Origin of the sequence: Schaalia suimastitidis DSM 15538, from assembly GCF_000429105.1 — a bacterium.
Taxonomy (GTDB): domain Bacteria; phylum Actinomycetota; class Actinomycetes; order Actinomycetales; family Actinomycetaceae; genus Pauljensenia; species Pauljensenia suimastitidis.
The window spans coordinates 97,848-120,664 of sequence record NZ_AUBF01000012.1 but is presented as its reverse complement, the minus strand read 5'-3'; the positions used below and the strand labels follow the sequence as shown (position 1 = coordinate 120,664).

General features: G+C 56.6%; 15 protein-coding genes. 9 read left to right on the top strand and 6 right to left on the bottom strand.

Annotation, left to right across the window (positions count from 1 at the left end; translation table 11 throughout):
• Nucleotides 1-148 precede the first annotated feature (148 nt).
• The gene (locus tag G438_RS0106665) at nucleotides 149-2,902 is read right to left on the bottom strand and encodes a WXG100 family type VII secretion target (protein WP_026460645.1); all 2,754 of its coding nucleotides are present in this window, start codon (nucleotides 2,900-2,902) and stop codon (nucleotides 149-151) included.
• Nucleotides 2,899-3,240 (bottom strand): hypothetical protein, encoded by a 342-nt coding sequence (locus G438_RS0106660; protein WP_026460644.1) that lies wholly within the window; start codon nucleotides 3,238-3,240, stop codon nucleotides 2,899-2,901. The genes G438_RS0106665 and G438_RS0106660 overlap by 4 nt, the downstream gene beginning before the upstream one ends.
• Before the next feature lie 213 nt (nucleotides 3,241-3,453).
• Between G438_RS0106660 and ppdK the strand changes: the two genes are divergently transcribed.
• Nucleotides 3,454-6,174, top strand: coding sequence for a pyruvate, phosphate dikinase (gene ppdK, locus G438_RS0106655; protein WP_026460643.1), 2,721 nt, complete (start codon nucleotides 3,454-3,456; stop codon nucleotides 6,172-6,174).
• Nucleotides 6,175-6,207: 33 nt separating this feature from the next.
• Here ppdK and G438_RS12495 read toward each other — a convergent pair whose 3' ends face one another.
• Nucleotides 6,208-6,375, bottom strand: coding sequence for a hypothetical protein (locus tag G438_RS12495; protein ID WP_165569239.1), 168 nt, complete (start codon nucleotides 6,373-6,375; stop codon nucleotides 6,208-6,210).
• Nucleotides 6,376-6,472: 97 nt separating this feature from the next.
• On the opposite strand from G438_RS12495, the gene G438_RS0106650 reads away from it, so the two are divergent.
• The 7 genes from G438_RS0106650 to G438_RS11255 all read left to right on the top strand — a co-directional run bounded on the left by G438_RS0106650 (nucleotide 6,473) and on the right by G438_RS11255 (nucleotide 11,932).
• Nucleotides 6,473-7,684: a hypothetical protein gene (locus G438_RS0106650; protein WP_026460642.1), complete on the top strand. Its 1,212-nt coding sequence runs from the start codon at nucleotides 6,473-6,475 to the stop codon at nucleotides 7,682-7,684.
• Nucleotides 7,681-8,154: a hypothetical protein gene (locus G438_RS12025; protein WP_051259383.1), complete on the top strand. Its 474-nt coding sequence runs from the start codon at nucleotides 7,681-7,683 to the stop codon at nucleotides 8,152-8,154. Before G438_RS0106650 ends, G438_RS12025 begins: the two co-directional genes overlap by 4 nt.
• Nucleotide 8,155: 1 nt before the next feature.
• Nucleotides 8,156-8,449: a WXG100 family type VII secretion target gene (locus G438_RS0106640; RefSeq protein ID WP_026460641.1), complete on the top strand. Its 294-nt coding sequence runs from the start codon at nucleotides 8,156-8,158 to the stop codon at nucleotides 8,447-8,449.
• Nucleotides 8,446-8,994 (top strand): hypothetical protein, encoded by a 549-nt coding sequence (locus G438_RS0106635; protein ID WP_131245816.1) that lies wholly within the window; start codon nucleotides 8,446-8,448, stop codon nucleotides 8,992-8,994. The genes G438_RS0106640 and G438_RS0106635 overlap by 4 nt, the downstream gene beginning before the upstream one ends.
• 231 nt (nucleotides 8,995-9,225) lie before the next feature.
• Nucleotides 9,226-9,462, top strand: a complete 237-nt coding sequence (locus G438_RS11260; RefSeq protein ID WP_034285528.1) for a FeoA family protein — start codon at nucleotides 9,226-9,228, stop codon at nucleotides 9,460-9,462.
• Nucleotides 9,459-11,660 (top strand): ferrous iron transport protein B, encoded by a 2,202-nt coding sequence (feoB, locus tag G438_RS0106625; RefSeq protein WP_026460639.1) that lies wholly within the window; start codon nucleotides 9,459-9,461, stop codon nucleotides 11,658-11,660. The genes G438_RS11260 and feoB overlap by 4 nt, the downstream gene beginning before the upstream one ends.
• The gene (locus G438_RS11255) at nucleotides 11,660-11,932 is read left to right on the top strand and encodes a hypothetical protein (protein WP_051259382.1); all 273 of its coding nucleotides are present in this window, start codon (nucleotides 11,660-11,662) and stop codon (nucleotides 11,930-11,932) included. Before feoB ends, G438_RS11255 begins: the two co-directional genes overlap by 1 nt.
• 113 nt (nucleotides 11,933-12,045) lie before the next feature.
• Here the strand turns inward: G438_RS11255 and G438_RS0106615 are convergent, their stop codons facing one another.
• Nucleotides 12,046-15,120, bottom strand: coding sequence for an FAD-binding and (Fe-S)-binding domain-containing protein (locus G438_RS0106615; protein ID WP_051259381.1), 3,075 nt, complete (start codon nucleotides 15,118-15,120; stop codon nucleotides 12,046-12,048).
• Between the two features lie 204 nt (nucleotides 15,121-15,324).
• On the opposite strand from G438_RS0106615, the gene G438_RS0106610 reads away from it, so the two are divergent.
• Nucleotides 15,325-16,815: a hypothetical protein gene (locus G438_RS0106610; protein ID WP_026460637.1), complete on the top strand. Its 1,491-nt coding sequence runs from the start codon at nucleotides 15,325-15,327 to the stop codon at nucleotides 16,813-16,815.
• 82 nt (nucleotides 16,816-16,897) lie between these two features.
• On the opposite strand, the gene G438_RS0106605 is transcribed toward G438_RS0106610, so the two are convergent.
• Nucleotides 16,898-17,977, bottom strand: a complete 1,080-nt coding sequence (locus G438_RS0106605) for an alpha/beta fold hydrolase (RefSeq protein ID WP_034285572.1) — start codon at nucleotides 17,975-17,977, stop codon at nucleotides 16,898-16,900.
• A 328-nt stretch (nucleotides 17,978-18,305) separates the two neighbouring features.
• Nucleotides 18,306-22,787, bottom strand: a complete 4,482-nt coding sequence (locus G438_RS0106600; protein ID WP_026460635.1) for an SdrD B-like domain-containing protein — start codon at nucleotides 22,785-22,787, stop codon at nucleotides 18,306-18,308.
• Between the last annotated feature and the right edge of the window lie 30 nt (nucleotides 22,788-22,817).

Genomic DNA, 22,817 nt, shown 5'->3' with positions numbered 1-22,817 from the left:
GCTGTAAATAGGACGGGGGTGGGTGTTTCCTCTTCTTGTGCTGCTGGGGTGGTGGTACATGCCGAAAGTACGACAAGAAGAGCAGCAGCAAGGACCCAAGTGGCGCTTGCTCGGTTTCGCCACAACGCCAGTCGCATACGAAACATCACTACCGCCCTCTCTCTTTGCCACTCATGTCGTGGGCATTATCGTGAATGAAATCAGAATCGTTGGTGAAACCTACCACCGAATTTACAATTGCGGCATACCCGAGCGTATCTCCCGAGCTTCTGATGTACGAGCGGAAGGCTGATTTCTCAGCTGGAGTCATCGAGGCATATGGTTTGATCTGTCCATTTTCGGTGATGGAAGCGCTTTTACCGTTGTTCTGATAAATCTCCCGGAACTTCTCGGGTGACATGGAGGCGCTATCGAAGGAACCATGGGTCGACATAGCTGAATAAATTGAGTCAGTCATATATTGCATTAAACCGTCCTGTGCCTGCGCTTGATTCCCGTGTTGCACATTGTCCGTGGATAAGAACGTGTCAAGAACTGGAGCAACTCCATTCGCTTTGGCTTGGTTGACCATGTAGTTAATCGCCTTATCGTCGACAAGTTCCCCAAAAGGAATCGCGCCGATGCCTGCATTGATCAGACTTTGCCAACGCGCATTACGTTCGTTTAAGGCTTCCATGGCTTGATCACTGGCGTCGGCTGGGGCGACAAATAATGCCTCGAACATCGGAGTCCATCGCTGGATCACAGTTTCAGGTCCGTCGTTTCCCGCGCCACTAAGAGCAGACGTAAGGTCACTGTAGAACTCCACCTTTGCTGTCATCAGAAGGTTATCAATGGCGGGAGCACGACCACCTATCCAGTAGTCATCGGAGGGATCCCCATCAGTACCATTGGTGTGTCGTTCCGGAGCATCGAATCCCAGATCAACGAACACCCCATTGCCGCCGAGAAGCCGCGCTCTCATCTTCGAACTAAACGAAATCTGGTAACCGTCGGGGTCATAGGGAGCAACTTCGTCCTGGATGTCGGGGTGCTGCAAGCTGTGAGCAATACCTTCGATATGCGGTGCCAATATGACACCAGCCCATGATCGTAAAGCGGCGTTGGTATGACCGTAAATATCTTGGCCATCAACTTTGTCGCTGTCCCCAAACCACGTGTGATCGTGATTGGCATCAAGTCCATCTTGGTATCCGAACATAAAATTCGCAGCGATATTTGTTGCAAGTCGGTCACGTTCAAGCCAGGCGGCGTATTCCTCTGTTGGGGTAGGCGACGGAGTCGGGGCTGCCTCAGGCTGCGATGCCTGCTGAATCACCCGCCCAAATTGTTCGCCACCGTCTTGGAAACCGAAATAGTCACGCAGATATGACGTGGTGCGTCCGCCAGTAAGATAGCGAGTCATATTGGTGGGCTTATCACGGTCATCAACGATGCCGTCGTGATTGACATCCATATTCGGTGGTGTCATACCGTCAAGGAAACGTTGAACTGCGGCTAAACGTTCGTGATCAGCTGCAGCTATTATCGGATGCGCCGTAGACGTATCGAGGTTTTCTGGTCGATCCATCAAGGTGTACATCGCATGCATGGGGTCACACATCATCTTATCTGGACCGAAGAAGGACGTTGTGAAGTCGTACCCATGCAGTGTTGCCCACCCAAGGGTCTGAGAATCCCATAAGACAAGATCTTCAGCAACAGAGATGCCGTCACCCGTTGCAGTGGGATCAAAGAAGGCCGGTCCCAATGCAAGCTGAGGGTTATCGCGACCGGCCTCGCCAATGAGCTGTGACATGAGCTCGTATCCCGGTGTGCCCGAGATTGGATCAGTCGTTTCACCTACATTGTGCACATTAAAGTAGGAACGTCCCGCGTCTTTGATTCCGTCAGCGAACCTGCGGTGGAGTTCGTCCACAGTGCCGCCAGTTTCAGTGACAAACGCGCCGCGTGCCAATTCGAACAGTGTCTGCGCCTGGGCATTATCACCATCGAGGTTCATGCCGCCCGACCCCAACACCATAGCTGCCCCTACCCTGCGAAGGGCGTCTTCTGCAAGCGCGTAGTTCTCCAACGGAATTGGTGCTGCACGTAAGGCAAACTTCACCAAATCAGCTGGAGTCACATGCTCTGCTAATGCCGTTGCGACAAATGGATTGTCTAATACTGCGCTGTACTGCACACAGAACGCTTCGAGTTCCTCAGGATTAAGGTCCGTATCGTGCAGGGCAGCAGCAATAGCAGGAGCGATACTTTGCGCCCATTCCCATTCAGCTTGAGCATCAACGACGGGAATATCGTTAAAGAGATTCTTCCCCACCTCTTGCCGCGTTGAAGCAGCGCTGGCGGGGTCAACGATCAACGCCAAGGCAGCTGAAACCTTGGTGGCAGCACCACGAGCCTCCTCGTCTAAAGCTATGAGCAGCTGAGTGTACTTGCGGTAGATTGCACCCTGGGTATCGGATCGTTGTTCCTCCAACACCGACAGCCTATTCGCGTATATGCCGGGCAACCCACCGGGCCCCCATAGCTTTTCTGACGCTGCGTTCTCCGCCTCTAACTCGCGTAAGTCACGCTCATACTGTTTCTGTGCCTCATCGTACTCAGCCCACAGGGGCACAATGGCGCGGATCGTAGCCTGCACCTGGTCTGCATAGTTCCTCATCACCGATGGCACCTGAGCAAGAGACTCAGCCCATGTGCGCGCCCTGGCACCTAACGACGCCACTTGGTCGGTATAGGCATCAGCTGCCTGGCCTATCCATCCTGGTACGCCTTGTCCGTCAAAACCTGCGACCTGACTGGCCGACACTTCAGAGGCAGCCAAACCAAAACGATGAGCTACTTGCGCACATGCCTCCGATGTATCAGGAGGCAAAGGCATGACATCTTTGCCGCTCATGACATCGACCCATCCAGCCGGGCACGTAAACGCGCGAATGCTTCTGATGAGGTTTTCTCCGTCGCATCAAAGTCGCTGATCGTCGCCTCCACCCCAGAGCCGAGTACAGCGCACGCATCAGAAAACTCGGCGGCAATCCACACCATCTTTTCCTGAAAATCTGCCAAAGCGTCACGCAAGGCTTCAGTGCCGCTTGTAGTACCGCGAGGTGGCATTGACGGGCACGAGGAAACGCTCGTCGTGCCAATATATGCCGACAACGCCCCAAAGGATTCAGAATCGACCCACTGTGACTTCGCACTCACACTCACCGCATCGCGGTCGAACTCCACTGTCATGCACCCTCCTCGCAGGGACCATGCGTAAAAGCGCTGATAGCACACCCCAGCTGTGTGACCCGGACGATAGTATCAGACGCAGTGTGACACAGGCAGCAACGTGGCCATCTCCACGTTACTGAAATTATGACCAAGGTCCCCACGTTGGTAGACTTTCGACCGAATGGTCCGACGAAGGACCACAATCGCGATACAACGGAAGATGAGGACCTCATGGTCAAGTACGTATACGACTTCTCCGAAGGCGACAAGTCTCAGAAGGACCTTCTGGGCGGCAAGGGCGCCAACCTTGCAGAAATGACCAAACTTGGTCTCCCCGTTCCCCCCGGCTTCACTATCTCCACGGAAGCTTGCCGCGCCTACCTGCGTAAGGGAGAAGTACCCGAGACCCTTGAAACGGAAGTTACCACGGCCCTTCGCCGCGTAGAGGACCAAATGGGACGCCACCTGGGTGATCCGAAGGACCCACTACTAGTGTCAGTACGAAGCGGCGCAAAATTCTCCATGCCCGGCATGATGGAAACAGTCCTCAACATTGGTCTCAATGACGAGTCTGTCCTTGGCCTAGCCGAAGTATCCGGCAACGAACGCTTCGCGTGGGACTCCTACCGTCGCCTTATCCAAATGTTTGGCAAAACAGTGCTCGACATTGAAGGTGAACTCTTCGCCAATGCCCTTGACGCACTCAAAGCTGAACGTGGCATCACTGCCGACGTTGACCTCACCGCCGAGGACCTCAAAGGTCTTGTCGACACCTTCAAACGCATCGTTTTAGAGGCCACTGGGTCCGAATTCCCTCAAAACCCGCGTGTCCAAATGGACCTGGCCACCGAAGCTGTCTTCCGCTCATGGAATACCGAGCGCGCCCGCATCTACCGTCGCCGCGAACGTATCCCTCACGACCTTGGCACAGCAGTGAATGTCTGCACCATGGTCTTTGGCAATATGGGCGAAGACTCCGGCACCGGCGTGTGCTTCACCCGCGACCCCTCCACCGGCCATTCCGGTGTCTACGGCGACTACCTTGAGAACGCTCAGGGTGAAGACGTCGTCGCCGGTATCCGCAATACCCTGCCGCTGTCGGCCCTAGGTGAACGTAACAAAGCGGTTTACGACGAACTGCGTGGCATTATGCGCAAGCTCGAAACCCACTACCGCGACCTGTGCGACATCGAATTCACCGTGGAACGCGGCAAACTGTGGATGCTGCAAACACGCGTAGGTAAGCGCACTGCTGCCGCCGCCTTCCGTGTGGCACTGCAGCTGGTGGACGAAAAACTCATCACCCGCGACGAGGCCCTCACCCGCGTCACCGGCGAACAGCTCACCCAGCTGATGTTCCCGCAATTCGACGCCAACGCCACCAAGGAGTTTTTGGCAAAGGGTATGGCTGCCTCGCCAGGTGCAGCGGTTGGCCGCATCGTCTTCAACAACGAGCAGGCCGAGGCCGCAGCAGCAGCAGGTGTGAAATGCGTCCTCGTGCGCCGCGAAACCAACCCTGACGACCTGCCCGGCATGGTGGCAGCCGAAGGCGTGCTTACTGCACGTGGCGGCAAGACCTCCCACGCTGCCGTCGTTGCCCGCGGCATGGGTAAGACCTGCGTGTGTGGCGCCGAAGCCCTCGACATTGACGCAGAAGCAGGCACCGTCACTGTGGCAGGCCGAGTCCTTACCGGCGAAGACACCATCGCGATCGATGGCCAAACCGGCGAAATCTTCTTTGGTGAGGTTGCCGTTACCGACTCTCCGGTGACCACCTACCTCACTCACGGGCTAGAAGCAGGCCTTGCCGCTGCTGGCGATGATGAAGGCACCGCAGAACTCATCACCGCAGTCCACAAGCTTCTTGAACATGCTGATTCAGTGCGACGCCTGCGTGTACGTGCCAACGCCGACACGCCAGAAGACTCACGTCGCGCCATTGAATTTGGTGCAGAAGGTATTGGCCTGTGCCGTACCGAACACATGTTCCTGGGCGCACGTCGCCCCATCGTGGAACGCGCCATCCTGTCTGAACCTGGCTCAGCAGAACGACAGGCTGCCTTCGACGAACTCGAAGCCTTGTCCAAGGATGACTTCCTGCAAATGCTGGAAACCATGGACGACAAGGCCATGACGGTCCGCCTCATTGACCCGCCGCTTCACGAGTTCTTGCCATCACTTGCAGATCTCGAAGTAAAGGTTGCTGTTGCGAAGGCCACCAATGGAGCCGCCGATGCAGCTGATGAAGAAATGCTCGCCACCGTGCGTCGTTTCCACGAACAGAACCCCATGCTCGGCCTGCGCGGTGTACGCCTTGGCATTTACCTGCCGGGCCTCTTCGCCCTGCAGATGCGTGCCCTGTGCGAGGCGGCGGCGGAACTTGTCGCCAAAGGCCTACACCCGCGCCCCGAAATCATGGTGCCTCTGGTTGGCTCCGTGCGCGAACTCCAACTTATCCGCGAAGAAGGCGAAGCCATTATCGCCACCGTCGCAGAAGACAAGGGTGTGGACCTGTCAGGCGTCACCATTGGTGCCATGATCGAATTGCCGCGTGCAGCCATGACAGCGGAAGATCTCGCTGAAGAGGCAGACTTCTTCAGCTTCGGCACCAATGACCTCACCCAAACGGTGTGGGGCTTCTCGCGTGACGACGTCGAAGGCGTCTTCTTCCCGCAGTACATTGAGGCCGGTATCTTCGGTGTCAGCCCCTTCGAATCCATTGATGTTCACGGTGTCGGCGCTGTTGTGGCTGAGGGTGTGCGCCGTGCGCGCTCCACGAAGCCCAACATCAAACTTGGTGTCTGTGGCGAGCACGGTGGTGACCCGCTGTCGATCCACTTCTTCCACAAGGTGGGCCTTGACTACGTGTCCTGCTCGCCGTTCCGCGTGCCCGTTGCTCGCCTCGAGGCAGGACGCGCCGCGGTGGAAGCTGATATCGACGGCACCGCCTGAGCGCGTGGCGACCGTGGGTGTCCTGCGGTGACACTATTTAAGGTGGCCAGTAGGTATCCACGAAACTGACGTTGCCAGCGTAACTGTTGGGCCGCCTCGTTTATCCATGCGATAGACGAGGCGGCCCTTCGTCTTTGCGGTCACGTGCCGCAGGTGAACATTGGTCTCAGCATTGGCCCAGGTGAAGGGGAATAATGCCACTATGTAGCGATACTGACGCGCAATGCACTTTCCGCACTAGGCTTAGACGGACAGATGACAACTGCGTTACGGGAACTCAGCAGGAGGATGCCGTTCAATGAAGGTTGATTTCGAAGATCTTGGACTTGCAGAACAGCTTCTTCGCCGACAAGCAGTGGAACATGTGCCTGCTATGCGCCAGCACCTTAGCCAATGGGGGCAACTTGACGCCTCGGACCTGGGCCTCATACTTCAAGGACTGCAGCCACTCAACGTTGCCTTGCTTGACAGTGGCGACAAAATCCTTGACACCGTTGGTCAAGTTTACGGACTCGGTGCCGAAAAGATGGCCAATACGTTGGATGCCTATATTACTGTCGAACGCGAAGCGCACAATAGAATCAAAGAGCTTGCAGCACAAATGGGTGCCAGCGTCGGCCCCTATAAGGATCCTCGCGACACAATGTCCAGACTCGGCGGTGCCGTTGATGGTGCAGGGTCTTTCTATGGGCAAGGTGGCGATCCGAACCTGTTTGTCCAAGCCTTTCAGGACGGATATCGTGCTGGGGAGTGGCTTCGTGACATGCCCGGGAAATTAGAAGCCCGGGGTAAGGATGCCGTTTCGTCTGATCGTGGCGTAGTAGAACAGGTTGACGTTCAGTCTTTCCTTGTCGCGCCAACTGCGTCTGAAAGTGAAATTGAGGACCTGAGGTGGAATGCAGGGTGGTTGCTTGGCGGTCTCGATTGGCTTTGTGAGCAACTCATCGGGTTTTCTCTACTGGAAGAAATAGTCTTCAAACCGTTTGCAGGTGATTACAAGGCAGTGCAAAAAGCCAGCGGCGTCTGGGCGATGACTGCTGATGCTATGCAAGGGATCAGCCAAAATACCTCCGGTATGCTCCCAGCGTTATCCGAATGGGTGGGCAAGGGTGCACTCACCTTCAATGCTACTGCTGCCGCTGTGGCACAGGTCGACACCGTGCTCGCTAATGCGGCCTCTGCTGTTGCCAGCGTGCTGAAAGCATTTGCCTTACTGGTACGCACGATCGCGATAGCTATTGGTAAAATCCTGCGATTGATTTCCTACAAGCTTGCACGTATGGCCGCCGAAGCAATGATTCCGGTTGCTGGGTGGGTTGCAGCAGGGATTGAAGCAGTGGCACTTGTCGGAGAAATACTTGATAGCGTGAAGATGGCGTACACCATTGTCAATATGGCGTATGACTTTATCTCTAATATGGTGGAAGTCAAGGCAGGATTGGTCGATTCGTGGATGCAAGCAATGGACCTCGTTGAGGCCCTTGTGCGTGGAGGAGCAGCGCGGCTATGAATATTCCGGACATCGAAGAACAAATCCGTTCCCTGCAACAGCAGCTCCCACATCTTTCAAATATGATGGCCAATCTTCAGAGCAGCATCGCTCGCATTGATGCGCTGTCCGAACAGATTGACCGAGAAACCGAAATTGACCGACGCAAAGCTGAAGAGGCAGATGCGGCACGCGCTGAACGCGCCAGAAAAGGCGAATTAGGGCCTGAATGGCAAAAGGTTCAGCGTCGGATTGACCAAGGACACACCACCTTGGATGCTGTGCTATCTGGTCGCGATGATAGTGCGGAGGCGCAACATGTTTTCGGTGATATGAAGGCAAGGACCGCCTACCTTAGAACACAATGGGAAGAAGGCGAGCGCACTGGGCAGGACACACCGATCGGTGCTGCGCAGCGCATGATGGCACAACAGCGTGAAGTCACAGAAGGTGCCCTCGACACAATTAAGCACCAGGCGGGAGGGCAGTGACATGGCATATTCGTTGCGTGTTGACGATGGGACGATTACCCAATTACAAAACGACGTCGCTGCCCAATGCGGTCAGATGACGACGCAGCTTGGCAAGTTGAACCAGGGCATAATGACGTTACGTCAGGGATGGGAAGGCGATAGCGCTCAGGCGGGTTCAGCGTATTATTCCCAGTGGGTGCAGCAGATGGGCCAGCATACTGATTTACTGTGGGATATTTCGCGTGCCTTGGGTGAAATTGAACAGCAATATCAACAGGCTGATGCAATGGTTGAGGCACTATGGTCCCTGTGAATCGGACGTTGACGTGGAGTATAGGTAGCGTGCACCCCGTGGCGACAATGACGACGTCGCTTCGCTCAACTGAAGCCATAGCGTTGGCGACGAATGTGTTGCCTCGCCTGAAGTATCAGCTTGAAAAAGTTCAGATTCAACATGTATTAAATGAACGTGCAGCCAATTGGCAGTGTGTGTCTTATGCGCGAGGGCGCGGGTTTGGGCCACGTGAATTATTGGCCTCGATGGCGCGTGACGTTGTTCCGTTCTACGTGCCAGGCGTGTCCCAATACGATGGGGAACAGCGTCTTGTTGTTGCAGCTCGGGATCGCGAGCAGGGAAGCGAAATATTTGTTGCTGAACTTGGTGTCTCGCCGCGTTTTGCAGCGCGCTTCGTTGCGGTCGCAACCGAAACGATTATCGACGCTATCGCTCAGTGTGGTGCGACGGTAAGTGAACCTATCGCCTTGGCCCCGCAGCAGGTAGACGGTTCCTGGCCAGTGTCATACCGGACTTTTATCACTCTGCAGCAGGAGGCGAAAAAGCGGGGTGCAGGTCGTTAGCTTCTAAGGGGAGAGCGGTCGAGAAGAATATCGTCGTGCAGGGAATAGATCATCCTCGCCATGAATTACGTAACGTTGATGTTGTGAATTAATGACACATTTGGTGACGCCGTTGTTGACTATGTCGATTTAGGTCGATCGAGGGTGCTGCAAAAGTGCAGGATATTGACATTTTGGGTGGCCTGTGTTCAAAAAGGACCAATGACCCACTTAGGGTATGTAGGTAAGCCTATGCTCACTTCTATGCTTTTAGCGTCATGTCCCAGAAATACACGTGCGCGCCTAGTAACCATTGACGTTGATCCTGCACATCGCCTACGCCTGCAGGAACTCGGAATGCGTCCAGGTGCCGAATTCCATCTCACCAACCGCGCAGCTTTCGGCGGCGTCGTCATCAATATCGCAGGCACACGTATTGCCGTTGATCGACGCTCCGCGCGCCACATCACAGTTGAGGAAATCGCATGAGCTGCCATTGCGGAACCGACCGTCCTGCCCCCATCGCAACACCACATGCCGAGGCTGGTAACGAGACAGAACCCACCATCCTGCTGCTAGGAAACCCCAACGTCGGCAAATCCACACTCTTCAACATCGTCACAGGCGCCCGTCAGGCAGTCATTAACGCCCCCGGCACCACCGTTGAAGTTATGTCAGGTCGTTGGTCGTCCATTGGTGCCCGCGTCCTCGACATGCCGGGCACCTATTCACTGATAGCCAACTCGCCAGACGAACAAGTTGTCGTTGATACCCTCGCAGGCGCACCAGGTTCCTTCACTGATCCCGCACGAGGCCGCAGCGTCGACCTTGCGCTGGTCATCCTCGATGCGACAGCATTGACCCGCTCGCTGTACCTGCTTGGGCAAGTTGCCCGAACCGGGCGGCCCGTAGCAGCAGTCGTTACCTTGGCGGACGTCGCAGAGCACGAAGGCCACAGCGTCGATACATCAGCGCTGGCAGCCACCCTTGGCATACCAGTGATGATCATCGACCCGCGTAGTACCAAAGGCGTTGACGGCCTCGACGACATGGTTCACGCTGCGCTGTGCACACGCCCTCGAGTCAACGGCATCGCCCCAGACCCATCAGCACCCGGCTATAACCAGGTTGCCGCCGCCGCGGCCCTTGACCAGAGCCGTGAACGTGCCGAACGCGCTGAGGACGAAGGCCGCAACATGCTTGCCGTCGCCTCGGCAGGCTGCGCATGCGCACAAACCGGCCAGGCTCGCGGCACACAATGCTCCGCCCCTGACTCTACTGCCGCAGCCGCCGCAAAACGTGACGCTTTGGCTGATGCGGACGATATCTTCACCTGGGTTGAGGACGTCGAAAAACGTTCCTTCGGTGCCCACCAAGAAAACGCCACCCCGTCGCGTTCGGATAAAATCGACCGACTACTCTTGCACCCCATCGTCGGTATCCCTGTCTTTTTTGCCCTCATGTGGCTTCTGTTCATGGTGGCAGGCAACTGGGTAGGGCCCGTCCAAGATCTCTTCGATGGTTTCTTCGCCAGTGAAGAAGAAGGTGCCATCTCATTGGCGAATCTGGTCAATGCAGCGCTCGCAGCCCTGGGCTGGGAGGAAACCTGGCTTCAAGGGTTGCTTGTTGGAGGTCTGTGCACGGGCCTGGGCGTCGTCGCCTCCTTCCTGCCGCTGATGTTCGTCATCTTCCTCCTCATTTCCATATTGGAAGACTCGGGCTACATGGCGCGCGCCGCCTTCCTGGGTGACCGGGTGATGCGTAGCATCGGACTTGATGGCCGCGTCATCATGCCACTGATTATGGGCTTTGGATGTAATCTGCCTTCCCTTGCAGCAACCCGCACCCTGCCCAACGCCAAACAACGTCTGGTGACAACCCTGATCATCCCCTATACCAGCTGTGCAGCGCGCCTGACCATCTACTTTATGATTGCGCGTATCTTCTTCCCCAACGACACGGGTCTGGTGGTTTTCGCACTCTATGTACTGTCACTGGTGATGGTAGTGATCGGAGCGCTTGTCCTTAAGCCCTTCATCACCAAGGGAGCCAACCGAGCGCCACTAATGCTGGTGCTACCGGCCTACCAGATGCCACGTGTCTTCGTTACCTTGAAGAACACATGGATGCGCGCATGGGCATTCGTCAAAGGCGCAGGCAAAATCATCATTGCGATGACCTTGGTGGTGTGGCTCATGTCCGCGATCCCTATGGCATCAGGCTACTCGTTTGCGCAGTCAGATCTGCCGATGGAAGATTCCCTCTACGGCCGTACAGCGCAGGTCCTTGAACCTGCTTTTGCTCCAACTGGTTTTGGCGAATGGCATATGACTGGTGCGCTCATGACTGGCTTCGTGGCAAAAGAAACGGTGATCAGTTCCATTGTCGCCTCCTACAACCTTGACCCTGAGGTTGACGGTGGCGATGCAGAAGACGGCGGCGAAGATCTTGGTAGCCTGCCAGAACTCGTCACGGCCTCCTTCGAGAAATCAGCAGGTTCTGCGGCACCCGTCGCAGCCTTCGCCTTCCTGGTATTCGTCCTCACCTACACTCCGTGCCTAGCAACTGTCGCAGAGCAGGCGCGCCAAATTGGGGCGAAATGGGCAATTGGTGGTGTCCTTGTTCAACTTGCTGCAGCATGGGTGTTGGCCGTCGTGATCTACCAGATTGGTCGATTGTTCTTCTGATGTCTTACTACCACAGCAGTGGCACCGCAGCCGGTCAGCCTGGGGCACGTCAACGCCTCTACGTGGCCTTACGGCGCGGTGCCACTGTGCACTCTGCAGCAGTCCAAGCGGGCATCTCCCTTTCTCTTGCCGAGGTGATGGTTGATGAGATGCAGCGTGTGGGCTTACTTGATCGGGCAGAAACGCTTTGCGCATCTGGCCTTGGGGCGTGCGGTGGCGGGAACTCCGCAGAAGTGAAATTACACTGCGCTGGATGCCCTATCCTGCCCTGATGCCCTGATGCCCTGATGCCCTGATGCGTTGTCCGGTCCCGAGATCACCAATATCGTCGACGGGCTGGCGTCACGAGGCGTGGGCTGAGGCTGCCGTCATGAGGCGTGGGGCCCTAAGGCAAGCGTGACGCCAGTAGCGTCGCGAGGTGCTGACCGCCTCGGGAAGCAAGCTGCTGCGCCTGCGTGCGACAGGAAAAACCGTCCGCTAAGTACACCGCCTGCGGATGCTCTGCCAACGCAGGCAAAAGGGAACGCTCGCCAACAGCCACCGACAATTCATAATGTCCCTGCTCCATGCCGAAGTTTCCAGCAAGACCGCAACAGCCCTCCAACTTCGTTACCTTCGCACCCAAGGATGTGAGCAGTGCTTCATCAGTAGACCACCCCATCACCGAATGATGGTGACAGTGTGGCTGCGCAACGACTTCAACGCCAGACAAATCAGGTAAGTACCGCTGGTCTTCAGGTAGGGATGACAGTACTTCCGCCAAAGTCTTCACTGCCCCCGCCACCAACGGTGCACGAGTATCGTCGGGAAGCAAATCTAAAAGATCATCACGCAGCACAGCTGTACAGGACGGTTCCACACCAACGATTGGAATACCGTTGGCAGCAAAGGGCGCCAAAGCATCCAAGAGTCCGCGCAGCCGTTTCTTCGCACCGTCCAATTGCCCAGTCGTAATCCATGTCAATCCGCAACACACATCAGGCGCGGCGATCACCGTGAGCCCTTGAGCTTCCAGGACCTCAACGACTGCACGCGCCCCTGAGTCATCCAAGGTCTGGGAGAAACTATCTGCCCAAACAACAACGAAACGAGGCGCCGCCTGGGCAGACGGCAATGTAGATGCCATCGCGCGCTTTCGTGCCCACTGGCTAAAGGTACCTGCCTGCAAAGAGAGCATCGGGCGCCTCGTATCGAGGCCGATAACCTTAAACACCAGGTTTTTCAACGGCGCAAACCCAAAGACTGCATTACCTAAATGGGCCAATGCGGGTATGCGCGCAGTGATGCGTAGCCACCGTGGTAACCATCCCAGCGTCCAATGCGATAGTGGACGCAGACGGCCTCGGAAGCGACGAAATAACACCTCTGAACGATATTTCGCCATATCCACGCCCGCCGGACAATCTGACGAGCAGGCTTTACAAGCCAAACATAGATCCAAGGCCTCAAGAAGGTCAGGCGAATCTATCCCCGCAATGAGCTGCCCATTGGCCGCATCTTGCAGCGTGCGTGCCCGACCACGTGTCACATCCTTTTCTTCCAAGGTGGCCTGGTAGGAAGGGCACATAAAGGAACCGGGAACACTTGCGCGGCACTTACCAACCCCCGTGCAGCGGTGGATTGCCGCCGTGAAATCGCCGCCATCCTCGTGGAAAGCAAAACCACCGTCAGCAGGCATCTTTCGGGCATGCGGGCGCCGCAAATAGGCATCGAGACGATCAATACCCGGCTGTGGATCCTGGCCTTTGCCGCCCGTGTCAACAGCGTCCGGGCTGGCGGGCGCCGACAGCGAGCTGGTAGATGCCCGCAATGCTGCTGCCGACACCGCCCCAGCAGAAGCTGACGCCTCCCAGCTGCCGACGCTGGCACTGCGCTCCTGGGCGCGCACCTGTGCCTGAGCGGGCGATAACGGCGAGGTGAGCACCCCAGGGTTGAGGAAGTTATCGGGGTCAAATAAATACTTCACCTGCGCAAATAGGTCAAGCATCGTGGGGCTGTACATATAACGCAACAACTCGGTGCGTGCCCGCCCGTCACCGTGTTCCCCTGATACGGAACCCCCGAAGGACGCGCACAACGCAGCAGACGCTTCCAAGAAACGCCGTGAATGGGCCACCCCATCTTCCGTTTCAAGCGGCATATTCAACCGGATGTGTACGCAGCCGTCACCGAAATGCCCATACAGCAGGCCGTCAATGTTGTACTGCTTCATTAAGGCAGTAAAACCTCTGAGATAGTCGCCAAGTTTTGCAGGAGGAACAGCAGCGTCCTCCAACCCTGGCCACGCCTGTTCACCGCCGCGCCCCGTGGCAGGGTCATAAGGGGTGCGCCCACCCAGCCCAGCGCCGTCAGCGCGGATTCGCCACAGCGCTAGGGCTTGTGCTCCAGGTGGGTACACCTCGAAAGCGTCAGTGTGGGCAGCCTCGGCAAGCGCATAGGCACGGGCAAGAGAATCCTCGGGGCAATCGCCCCCCATTTCGCACATAATCCAGCCCTCACCTGCTGGTAAGGCAGGAACAGCGCCGGGTCCGCGATGAGCTTTCACCACGTCAACAAGGCGCGAATCGAGGCCTTCCACGGCCAACGGACGATGCTCCAACAGTGTGGGGACGTCGTCAGCGGCAGCGATCATATCGGGGTAGCCCAATACGACAAGCACAGGCGCAGTGGGCAAGGGCACGAGTTTCACGGTGATCGACAGCAGCGTCACCAACGTTCCCTCAGTGCCAACGAGCATCGCCGCAAGATTGCGGCCACCTTCGGGCGTAAGATGCTCCAACGAATAGCCAGATACTTGACGTCCAAACTGTCCAAGTTCGGTGCGTATTGGCGCCAGGTTGGAACGAATCAGCGCAGCTAATCCTGGCACCTCATCAAGCGCCTCGTCATGGGATGTACGTGCAGTAAAGCGGCGCCCCTGACCATCGACACAATCCAGAGCCACGATATTATCCGCTGTGCGTCCCCAAGCTGTTGCATGGGGGCCACAGGCATTATTACCTACCATGCCGCCAATACTTGCCCGGTTGGAACTCGACGGATCAGGTCCGAAACGCAAACCATAGGGGCGTGCTGCTGCCTGCAAGGTCTCCTGAATACAGCCGGGTTCGACCACCGCCGTTTGGGTTTCAGGATTGATTGACAGCACGCGGTTCATGTGGCGCGTGAAATCAATGACAAGGCCAGGGCCAATGGCATTTCCCGCGCACGAGGTGCCGCCACCTCGGCTTGTCACCGGAATACCTGCAGCGCGGGCTGCGTGAAGCGTGGTAAGGACGTCGTCAATAGTGCGAGGCATGACGACCGCAAGCGGTGGGATACGGTAGTTGCCGGCATCGGTGGAATAGCGTGCACGGGTGCCCGCAGAGTAGTCGACCGTTCCACTGATACGTGCTGAAAGGTCGGTGAGGAAGGCATGATCTTTGGCGTCCAGTGCGCTGCCGGGTCCCGCAGATGTCATAGGGGTATTGTCCCACCGTGCAGCGCATTCGTGGTCTTTGCGTCCATGACGCGCAGTGGACGGTCTGAACGATATTGGTGAACGCGCGGCTTCAACATAAAAATATGTACACAACACGTGTGGCATGCGGAATGTTGTGCGTACAGGCACGTGGGGATATGGGACAATGAAACGGTAGCGTGCTCAAATGTTTAGGGGAGTGGGATGGCACTGTTCGAATTCGAGGACGGTCGGCTTATTCCTGCGCAGTTTGGGCGGAATGTGCCAGGTGGGCTCACCCCAGAAGTGATTGACGCAGTCTGTTCACAGGTCCTTGAGATCGTTTCACGTCCACTTTTCCCCATCACGTGGCGTGACCTTTCGCCTGTCGACGACGGGCAGTTGGCTGAACCGCGTCTTATTGCTCTTGATGCGTCCGGGCAAGTGGTATCCGTTGAAGTCGTGCGTCACCTCGACTCCGATATCCTCATCTCGTCCCTGTCTCGCCTAGCGCAAACTGCGGCACTGTCGTGGTCTGACCTGGCTCGGGAATATCCTGGTGACGTTGACGGTTTCAAACTTGGATGGTTGCGTTTTAAAGATTCTATGCCGCCATCAGCTGGGTCTGGCCCACGCCTCGTGATTGTGGTGGCATCCATTGACCCTGCAGTGCGACCTGCTCTTGATGTCCTGGCAGCCTCCGGTGTCGAGGTCCATGAAATGGCTTTCCGGCAAATGAGTAACGGGCGGACATTCCTTGAGGTCAGTACCGTGGGGCCGCGAATGTATGGCCACGCCCCCCAAGTGGTGGTGGGCCGCAGTACACAGACTGGGCAAATTGAGGCCGTCGCTCAAGAACAGCTGACAAGTGATGTCACCCTGCCGACTCTGGGGGTCACGCCGTCTGCTGTCGACACGCTTCCACATGTGAGTGACGAGGCGGTGCCGCTTGCCGCTCAACACGAGCAGCAAGCAGGGGCACAGGATTCAGCGCCCGACTCTTCTTCGCTCGTGGCGGCAACGTCAAATGACGCCGCCGCCGCAGATGAAGCTTTCAATGAGGCGCCTGCGGCCAATGATGAGGTCGCTATTGCGACACCTGCGAACACCGTGCCTCCGTATGGTCCATATGAGGCGACCGGCGCAGCGCGATATGCTCCGGTGCATACACCTCCTCGGCCTCGCCGTCCCATTAAAATGCAGCCCGTGAAGGACGAAGCTATTGTCGGTGACGGCGTTGACGCTGTTACTGGTGTTGGCATTGGTGAGCACTCCGTTGCTGCAGAGGTAGACGCTGATGTAGCGTCACATTCGGCTGTTGACCGTGGGCCGCTCAAGGACCGGATTGAACAAGCACGTAATGAAGGTGTGCCTGTTGTGGACCGTGACGCGCAGGGATTACATGCCCTTGCAGCGGTTATCGGTGGAGACGTGCCGCTGGTGGCAAAACCGTCAGCTCACCTTCCTGATTCATTTGTTTTGGGTGCTGACGGCAACCTGTACTTGAACGGGATGGCATTTACCAGCCCACAAGAGGCGATGTCGCATCTCGGCGTTGCCAACGAGGATGCCGGTGCGCCCGAAGTGGCGTGGCACCTCCTCCACATCCTTGATTTGCAGGGGCCAACCCTTGACGAAGCCCTTGACGAGGTTAACCGCGACATTATCCGTGAGTATGCCGACCCCACGTGGCGGCAACACCGCTCTAAACACTAGTTGACGCGCGCAGTTCTCAGCGCAAATTAACACCCGCGGCCGCGTAATCCCAGCGCGGCATGTCTGTGCATCACAAAGACAGTCAGTGCGCCACGAAGGCACTTAGCCAAGCCGACATCGTCGCATAGATCTGTCGACGCACATGAGGATCCGATAAAAACAGGTCATGTTTGCCGTCAAAACGAGCAATCGTCACCAGCGGTCCTAAACGTGCCGACCTCGCGGCAACAACATCAACATCGAGGACAACGTCGGAGGTAAAAACCTTTGGTGACGGCTCGGAGTCAAAATAGGTGGACGTTGACATCATCGACAGCACCGGGCAGTCAATGCGCGCAGACTTACTGATGACATTATGTCCCGCCATCACTGCTTCAAGCCAACCTGCAAACACAGGATAGCCACCAGGGCGCTTCCACTCGGTGACATAATCCCAACCTGCCACAGCTGGATCCTTAGGGTAGGGAAGCAGTGACTCAGGTAGGTCGAAGCCAGAGTTCACCCACCCACCACGAAGCGACGGATGATAATGGTCCGTACCTTCACCACCGGGTATTTCCAAAGTCGGATAATACGGGGTAATACGACCAAGCAAGGTATGTATGGCTGGACGCATTGACGCCATGGTGTGCATCTCTAACCACGCTGCGTTGAGTATGAGCCCTGCGACAGCGCCAGGATGACGATGTGCCCACAATGTTGTGAGCAGACCACCTGTCGAATGCCCAATGAGCACCAGTGGAAGTGAGCCCACTTCCTCACGAATGACATCCAGTGCTTCAGAAATATCTTCGTCGTAAGTTGACATGTCATCGACAAAACCAATGGTTTGTCCGGGACGCAGTGATCGCCCGTATTTACGTAAATCGAGGGCGTAGAATGCTCCGCCGCTGCCAGTAATACACTCGGCAAGTTCCGTTTGGAAAAAATAGTCGTTGCGCCCATGAATATACAGAGCAACAAAATGGAACGGTTCAGGCGTGCGCAGAGCAGGATCCCAGGCAGGTACATGCCGTATCAGGGTCGCCACACATTCGCCTTCATTGTCCGGCAGCAGTGGCAGTGTGCGTGACTCGAAATCTTTGCCTAGGATGTCTTGTCTCCATTGCCCTACTGGAGGCGGACCGGCAACACCCCACGGCGCCAATACGTCAACCTGCATATGCGGGACAGTCGCAGCGGGAACAGACTGATGTTTCGCTGAACTTTCAGGGTCAATAGTTGTGCGCCGCATACCTGTGTTTTCATCCGAGGTCGAGGATGGTTTTGCAGCAAAATTACTCGAATTCACCCCACCAGGGTACGTCCAGAACACAGCAAATGCTGGACGAATAGGGCAGTGGGCGAACATATGTTCATGACCTTATCCGCAAGGCCGAATGAACGAACAGGGAGTGAGGATTGGACGTGCATCCAATTCTCACTCCCCGCTGCCTAGCTTCCACACCACATGCTCTGGGTTGACACGATGGCGGAGTGCGCCTCGGCGATTACGCTCTGCGGCGGCGCGAAGAGACCAGCGTGAGCACACCTGCCGCAGCTAAGGTGGCAGCAAAGGTCGCAAGCATCGCAGCGGTAGTCCCTGTCTTGCTGAGTTTTGAGACAACTGAAGCAGAGGAAGTTGGTGGAAGAGGCTCAGGATCCTTCGCCGTATGACGTGTCGTGCAGCCTACTGTTGTGTCGCACACGCCGCGGTCATCAGTGGAAGTCGCCGTATTATCCAGCGTCTTATCGCCGCTGCCCTTGACGGTCACTGAGTAAGTGATCGTCACAATATCGCCCACCATCAGGTCACCCGTCCATTCGAGCACACCATCGTCAATGGTGACGTCACCTGATGTGGCTTCCACGTCATCATTCATTGTGGCGTCGTCAAGCACCGCTGACAGGTCATCGGTGAGTGTCGCACCACGTGTTGGCAGGTCTCCTTGATGGGTGACCACAAGCGTATACACGATCTTTTCGCCAGAAAGTACAGTGGATCCGCTTGCGCGCTCAGCAGTCTTCGAATAGGTGAAGCTGGCCTCACCATCAGAGTCGACTGTGGCGTCGTCAGAATCGTCCACCTCTGTGTCACGCGGCGATACACCGCTGACAGTGGCCACATTGTCGATACTGTGGCCTAATTCGAGATCCTCAGCTGTCACCGTGTAGGGAGCTGTCCACACGAGGCGTTGCCCTGGTGCCAGCGCATCGACCGTACCGGTGGAGGCATTCGCGTCCAGCGCAGGTGGCGCATCCAAAGTAATAGCGTCACCGTTGGCATTGGTGAAGGAATCTTCCGTGAGGCTCACATCGGACAAGACGGTCGTGCCCGTATTGGTCGCAGTGAAGGTATAGGTGATGGTCTCACCAATACGAACACTGGTCCTATCAGCGTCCTTGACCAAGCTGATGTCAGGGCGTGAAATACCTGCATCGATATCGTCGCGATCAGTGTCGGCGGCTAACGCAACTTGTGAAACAACACCGTGAGCGTCCGCATCGGAATCCACCGTAGTGTCACTACCAGCGTGAGTTGGTGTGAACTCGTAACCCTGGTTGACTAGCCCCTCAGGAAGCCTAAAGGTCACTGTGTATCCATTGGCGTCAGCCGATCGTAGTCCATCAAATACGTAGGTGCCATCAACGACGCTTGTTGTTGTCACGTCGACCGCATTACCTAAGTCGTCAGTGCCAGTTAAACGCACGGTCACACCTTCAACACCGGTTTCACCAGTATCTTGTATGCCGTTGCCATTCGTGTCGAACCAGACGGTGTCACCAATACTTGAGGCGACGGCTTGTTCAGGGCTGGCGATGGGGCCGAGGGTGAAAGTAAAGCCCTCAGCGGCAGCTCCCACAACGTTGTCGTAGGTATCGCCGTCGTGCCCGCCAACAGCAGTTGTGGTGACAAGGAATTCAATCCGTGACGACGAGGCAAAAGGACCAGGCTGAATAGCGCGAATGGCCGTGACCTCGGCAGCAGATGCCGGGCAGTCACCCACACCGCTCACAAGGTTGCCACCAGCAGGCGCATCACACCAGGCTGTTGACCCGGCGGGGCCATTGGATGTATGCCGCGGGTCGGTGCTGATTGTTGCAGGGGCAGCTTTGGAATACCGGTAGGTGAGGTTACCAACAACGGTTTCCACTGATGCGAAGCTCATCGTGCCGTTGAAACTGGAGGCATTCAGGCCATTGGACGGCAGCACGTCAATAATGTCTGCATTTGATACTGGGGCGCCAGCTGCCAGCGTGTTGGACAGGCGCACGCGCCACACATTGTTCTGCATGGTGCTTTGAGCTGCACGGTTAGTCTGTACTACCGGCGTGACTGCTTTCTTTTCCAACTTCATTTCTGCGACATTCGTAATCTGAATATCAGCTTTAGCGGTGCGTCGATTTTCGCTGGAGGCGTCACCATTTGACCAGACCACCACCGTATTGGTGTAGGTGCCGTCAGCGGCTGATGGTAGGGCCTCTGCAATGAAGGTGATCGGCGTGATCGGTGTATTCACTTCATGGGACGGCAGCACCCAACGCAGGTAGGTGTCGCCTGGTGCACATGCGGTGCGCTGAGCGTCAGCAGGCGTTTCGTTGGCAACCAGAGTCGGTGTGAGTGAGGCCTCAACAAAAGCTTGCGATGCGGGCAAACAGTCCTCTACCCACACGTCACGCAGAATGCCTGTTGTGGGTGCAGGCGAGGTGAGTGAAGGAGCCAAACGGTATTCAGCCTGCTGGCCGCCGACAAGGCTGGGCGGCGTTGAGCTGAACTCTCCACTTCCAGCCATACGGACGGTTTTGCTGATCCGTGCCTGCGCGTCGGCGAGGAGCAGACGGTCACCCAAAGCGCCAGAATGAGCGTTGGCGTTGTATGTTGAGGGGGACCAACTGGTGGGGGTATCGGCCAGCATCTCGTCGAGGCTCATTTGCACATTGGTGCGACGTTTGGCTGCCACGTAGTTCGGAATCTTCGTTCCAACAGCAGCACCAGAATCCGCGACCTGGAGGCCAACCGAGATTTGCATGAAGTACCCTGCACCAAATGCGGGATAATTTCCAACCGGAGAGGGCAGGATGGTGTGAATACGTACACGGTTCACTGCTGTGTAGATCCCTTGTGCGGCCTTGGCTACGTCGTTGCCGGGAACGTCAGCCGGGTTGTCGTACCACTGCCCAACCGTGTTATCGCACACCGAATCTGCGCCGCTATCTGGTGCCACATTTTCCGAGGCGGAATACTGGATTTTGATCGCGGGCACTTCGGCGGTCGAGGTGGCATTGCGGGCATCAGTGCCAGCAGCGTTGGGAAGATTATTGTAGCCGGAAACCCACACTGCGGTTCCTGACGAGGGCACCATCTGTCCACCAGCGAGGGTGGAGGCTGGCCAGTTCTTTGCTTTAAGGTGCAGCAGCGAGTTATCCCATGCGTCGCACATTACTTGGCTGATTGGCACAGGGTAGGCGGGTGAAGCGCCACGGGTGTAGAGCAAGGAAATAACTTCCTGGCCAGGGGCAACGGTGATTTCACCACTGTTGCGGGTACCTCCACCTGGAAGGCCCTCAGCACGCCACGAATCCGCTGGATCAAATTCTGCGGGCGTAAGGTTATTTGCCGTTCCTGGCACCCCACCGAAGTTCTTTGAGAAACCGCCGCCTGCGGTGATGAGGTACTGGGAACTGCGGTAGTCGTTGCCGGTGTACTGGTTGGCAATCGTTTGAACATCGTTGGCGGTAAATCCGGTGGTGTGAAATGCGGTGTAGCGGTTTGTGAACGGTAATGACCACGTTGCGGCAGTCGAATTGTGGATCCCAAAGTCAATGATCGTATCTGCTGGGGTGTACATGTCAAAGGCCAATGAAACCGCGTATGCGCGGTTACCTGCCAGCGCCGTGCCCACCGGTCGTGCGGCTTGAGTGGGGATGGTGCGCAGTGACATATCAGCGCCGCTGACTGTGAAATTCACGGGTGTGCCGGGCCCACCTGGTTGTGCGATTGCCATGGTGCCGGAGTTACGCACAGCGTTGGTGGCTGTCAGCGGAATCCCGTTTTCGGTGATACCAATCTTGGAACCGGGTGCAAGATAGTTCCGTTGCTGAGCAACGATACGTGACCCGTATTTTTGCAGATTGGCCTCCATCGCAACGTATTGTGCTTCAGTCAGGCCCGGGTACAGTGTGCGTGGGCTAAGGTCATCGGTGAAGGTGATGTCGCCAATGGCGGGCATGGCGCCCTTGCCATCAGTGGGCGCAAATATTAGCGCGGTGTAGCCTGTGACGAAGCAGTGTTTCGTGCGGTCCCATGGGCACGGTGAATACGCAGGTCCATACCGGTACCCCGTGTTATCAACCAGAGCGGTGCTGTTCTTGGTGAGGTCCCATTTCAGGGCTGCCGAGGCGGTGACGGTAGGCAAAGCATTTTGAGGTGCGATCGGGGTTGTTACACCATCTGCTGTGATATTGGCTGATGTTGGTGTTAATGCGGTGCCATGGTGAACCACGTTGAGGACTTTAGCGGTGATATTTACCGTTGCAGTCGAATTAGCTGGCCGCGACCCCAGGTTGCAGGTGAGGGTCTGGGCGTTGAGTTCATTGACAGAATTTGCGGTCAACGGCAGTGCAGGTGTTCCTGCGGTGGCAGGTGTGATCGCACTGCCTGCACCGCTGCATAAAGCTGGCAGGGTCGAAAACTCCATGCCCTGAGGCAAGGCGAAGGTGATGGTGGTGTTATTGGCGTTGTTTGCGCCAATCTGATACTGCAGCTGGTAGGTCACCGTGTCATTGACGCGGACAATGCCGTTGGAAGGGCCGGAGTCATTGCCCGCGTTATCGTTGGCATCGAAGGTAGCGGTGCCGTCGTTTGTGACCACCACATTCAGTTGAAGCGGAGCATTCGGGTCGGCGTTACCAGGCGTATTTAACAGCAAGGTAGTTGTGGCGGCGATGGCGATTACCGCACCTGCAGCGCCAATACGGCGGAAGAACGTCATCTGTGTTTCCTCATCAGTCGGCGTGTGGGC

What these genes read in the sequence shown, in the direction of transcription:
- G438_RS0106665 (WP_026460645.1), bottom strand. Translation starts at nt 2,902, where the DNA reads ATGAGCGGCAAAGATGTCATGCCTTTGCCTCCTGATACATCGGAGGCA.
- G438_RS0106660 (WP_026460644.1), bottom strand. Translation starts at nt 3,240, where the DNA reads ATGACAGTGGAGTTCGACCGCGATGCGGTGAGTGTGAGTGCGAAGTCA.
- ppdK (WP_026460643.1), top strand. Translation starts at nt 3,454, where the DNA reads ATGGTCAAGTACGTATACGACTTCTCCGAAGGCGACAAGTCTCAGAAG.
- G438_RS0106650 (WP_026460642.1), top strand. Translation starts at nt 6,473, where the DNA reads ATGAAGGTTGATTTCGAAGATCTTGGACTTGCAGAACAGCTTCTTCGC.
- G438_RS12025 (WP_051259383.1), top strand. Translation starts at nt 7,681, where the DNA reads ATGAATATTCCGGACATCGAAGAACAAATCCGTTCCCTGCAACAGCAG.
- G438_RS0106640 (WP_026460641.1), top strand. Translation starts at nt 8,156, where the DNA reads ATGGCATATTCGTTGCGTGTTGACGATGGGACGATTACCCAATTACAA.
- G438_RS11260 (WP_034285528.1), top strand. Translation starts at nt 9,226, where the DNA reads ATGCTCACTTCTATGCTTTTAGCGTCATGTCCCAGAAATACACGTGCG.
- feoB (WP_026460639.1), top strand. Translation starts at nt 9,459, where the DNA reads ATGAGCTGCCATTGCGGAACCGACCGTCCTGCCCCCATCGCAACACCA.
- G438_RS11255 (WP_051259382.1), top strand. Translation starts at nt 11,660, where the DNA reads ATGTCTTACTACCACAGCAGTGGCACCGCAGCCGGTCAGCCTGGGGCA.
- G438_RS0106615 (WP_051259381.1), bottom strand. Translation starts at nt 15,120, where the DNA reads ATGACATCTGCGGGACCCGGCAGCGCACTGGACGCCAAAGATCATGCC.
- G438_RS0106610 (WP_026460637.1), top strand. Translation starts at nt 15,325, where the DNA reads ATGGCACTGTTCGAATTCGAGGACGGTCGGCTTATTCCTGCGCAGTTT.
- G438_RS0106605 (WP_034285572.1), bottom strand. Translation starts at nt 17,977, where the DNA reads ATGCAGGTTGACGTATTGGCGCCGTGGGGTGTTGCCGGTCCGCCTCCA.
- G438_RS0106600 (WP_026460635.1), bottom strand. Translation starts at nt 22,787, where the DNA reads ATGACGTTCTTCCGCCGTATTGGCGCTGCAGGTGCGGTAATCGCCATC.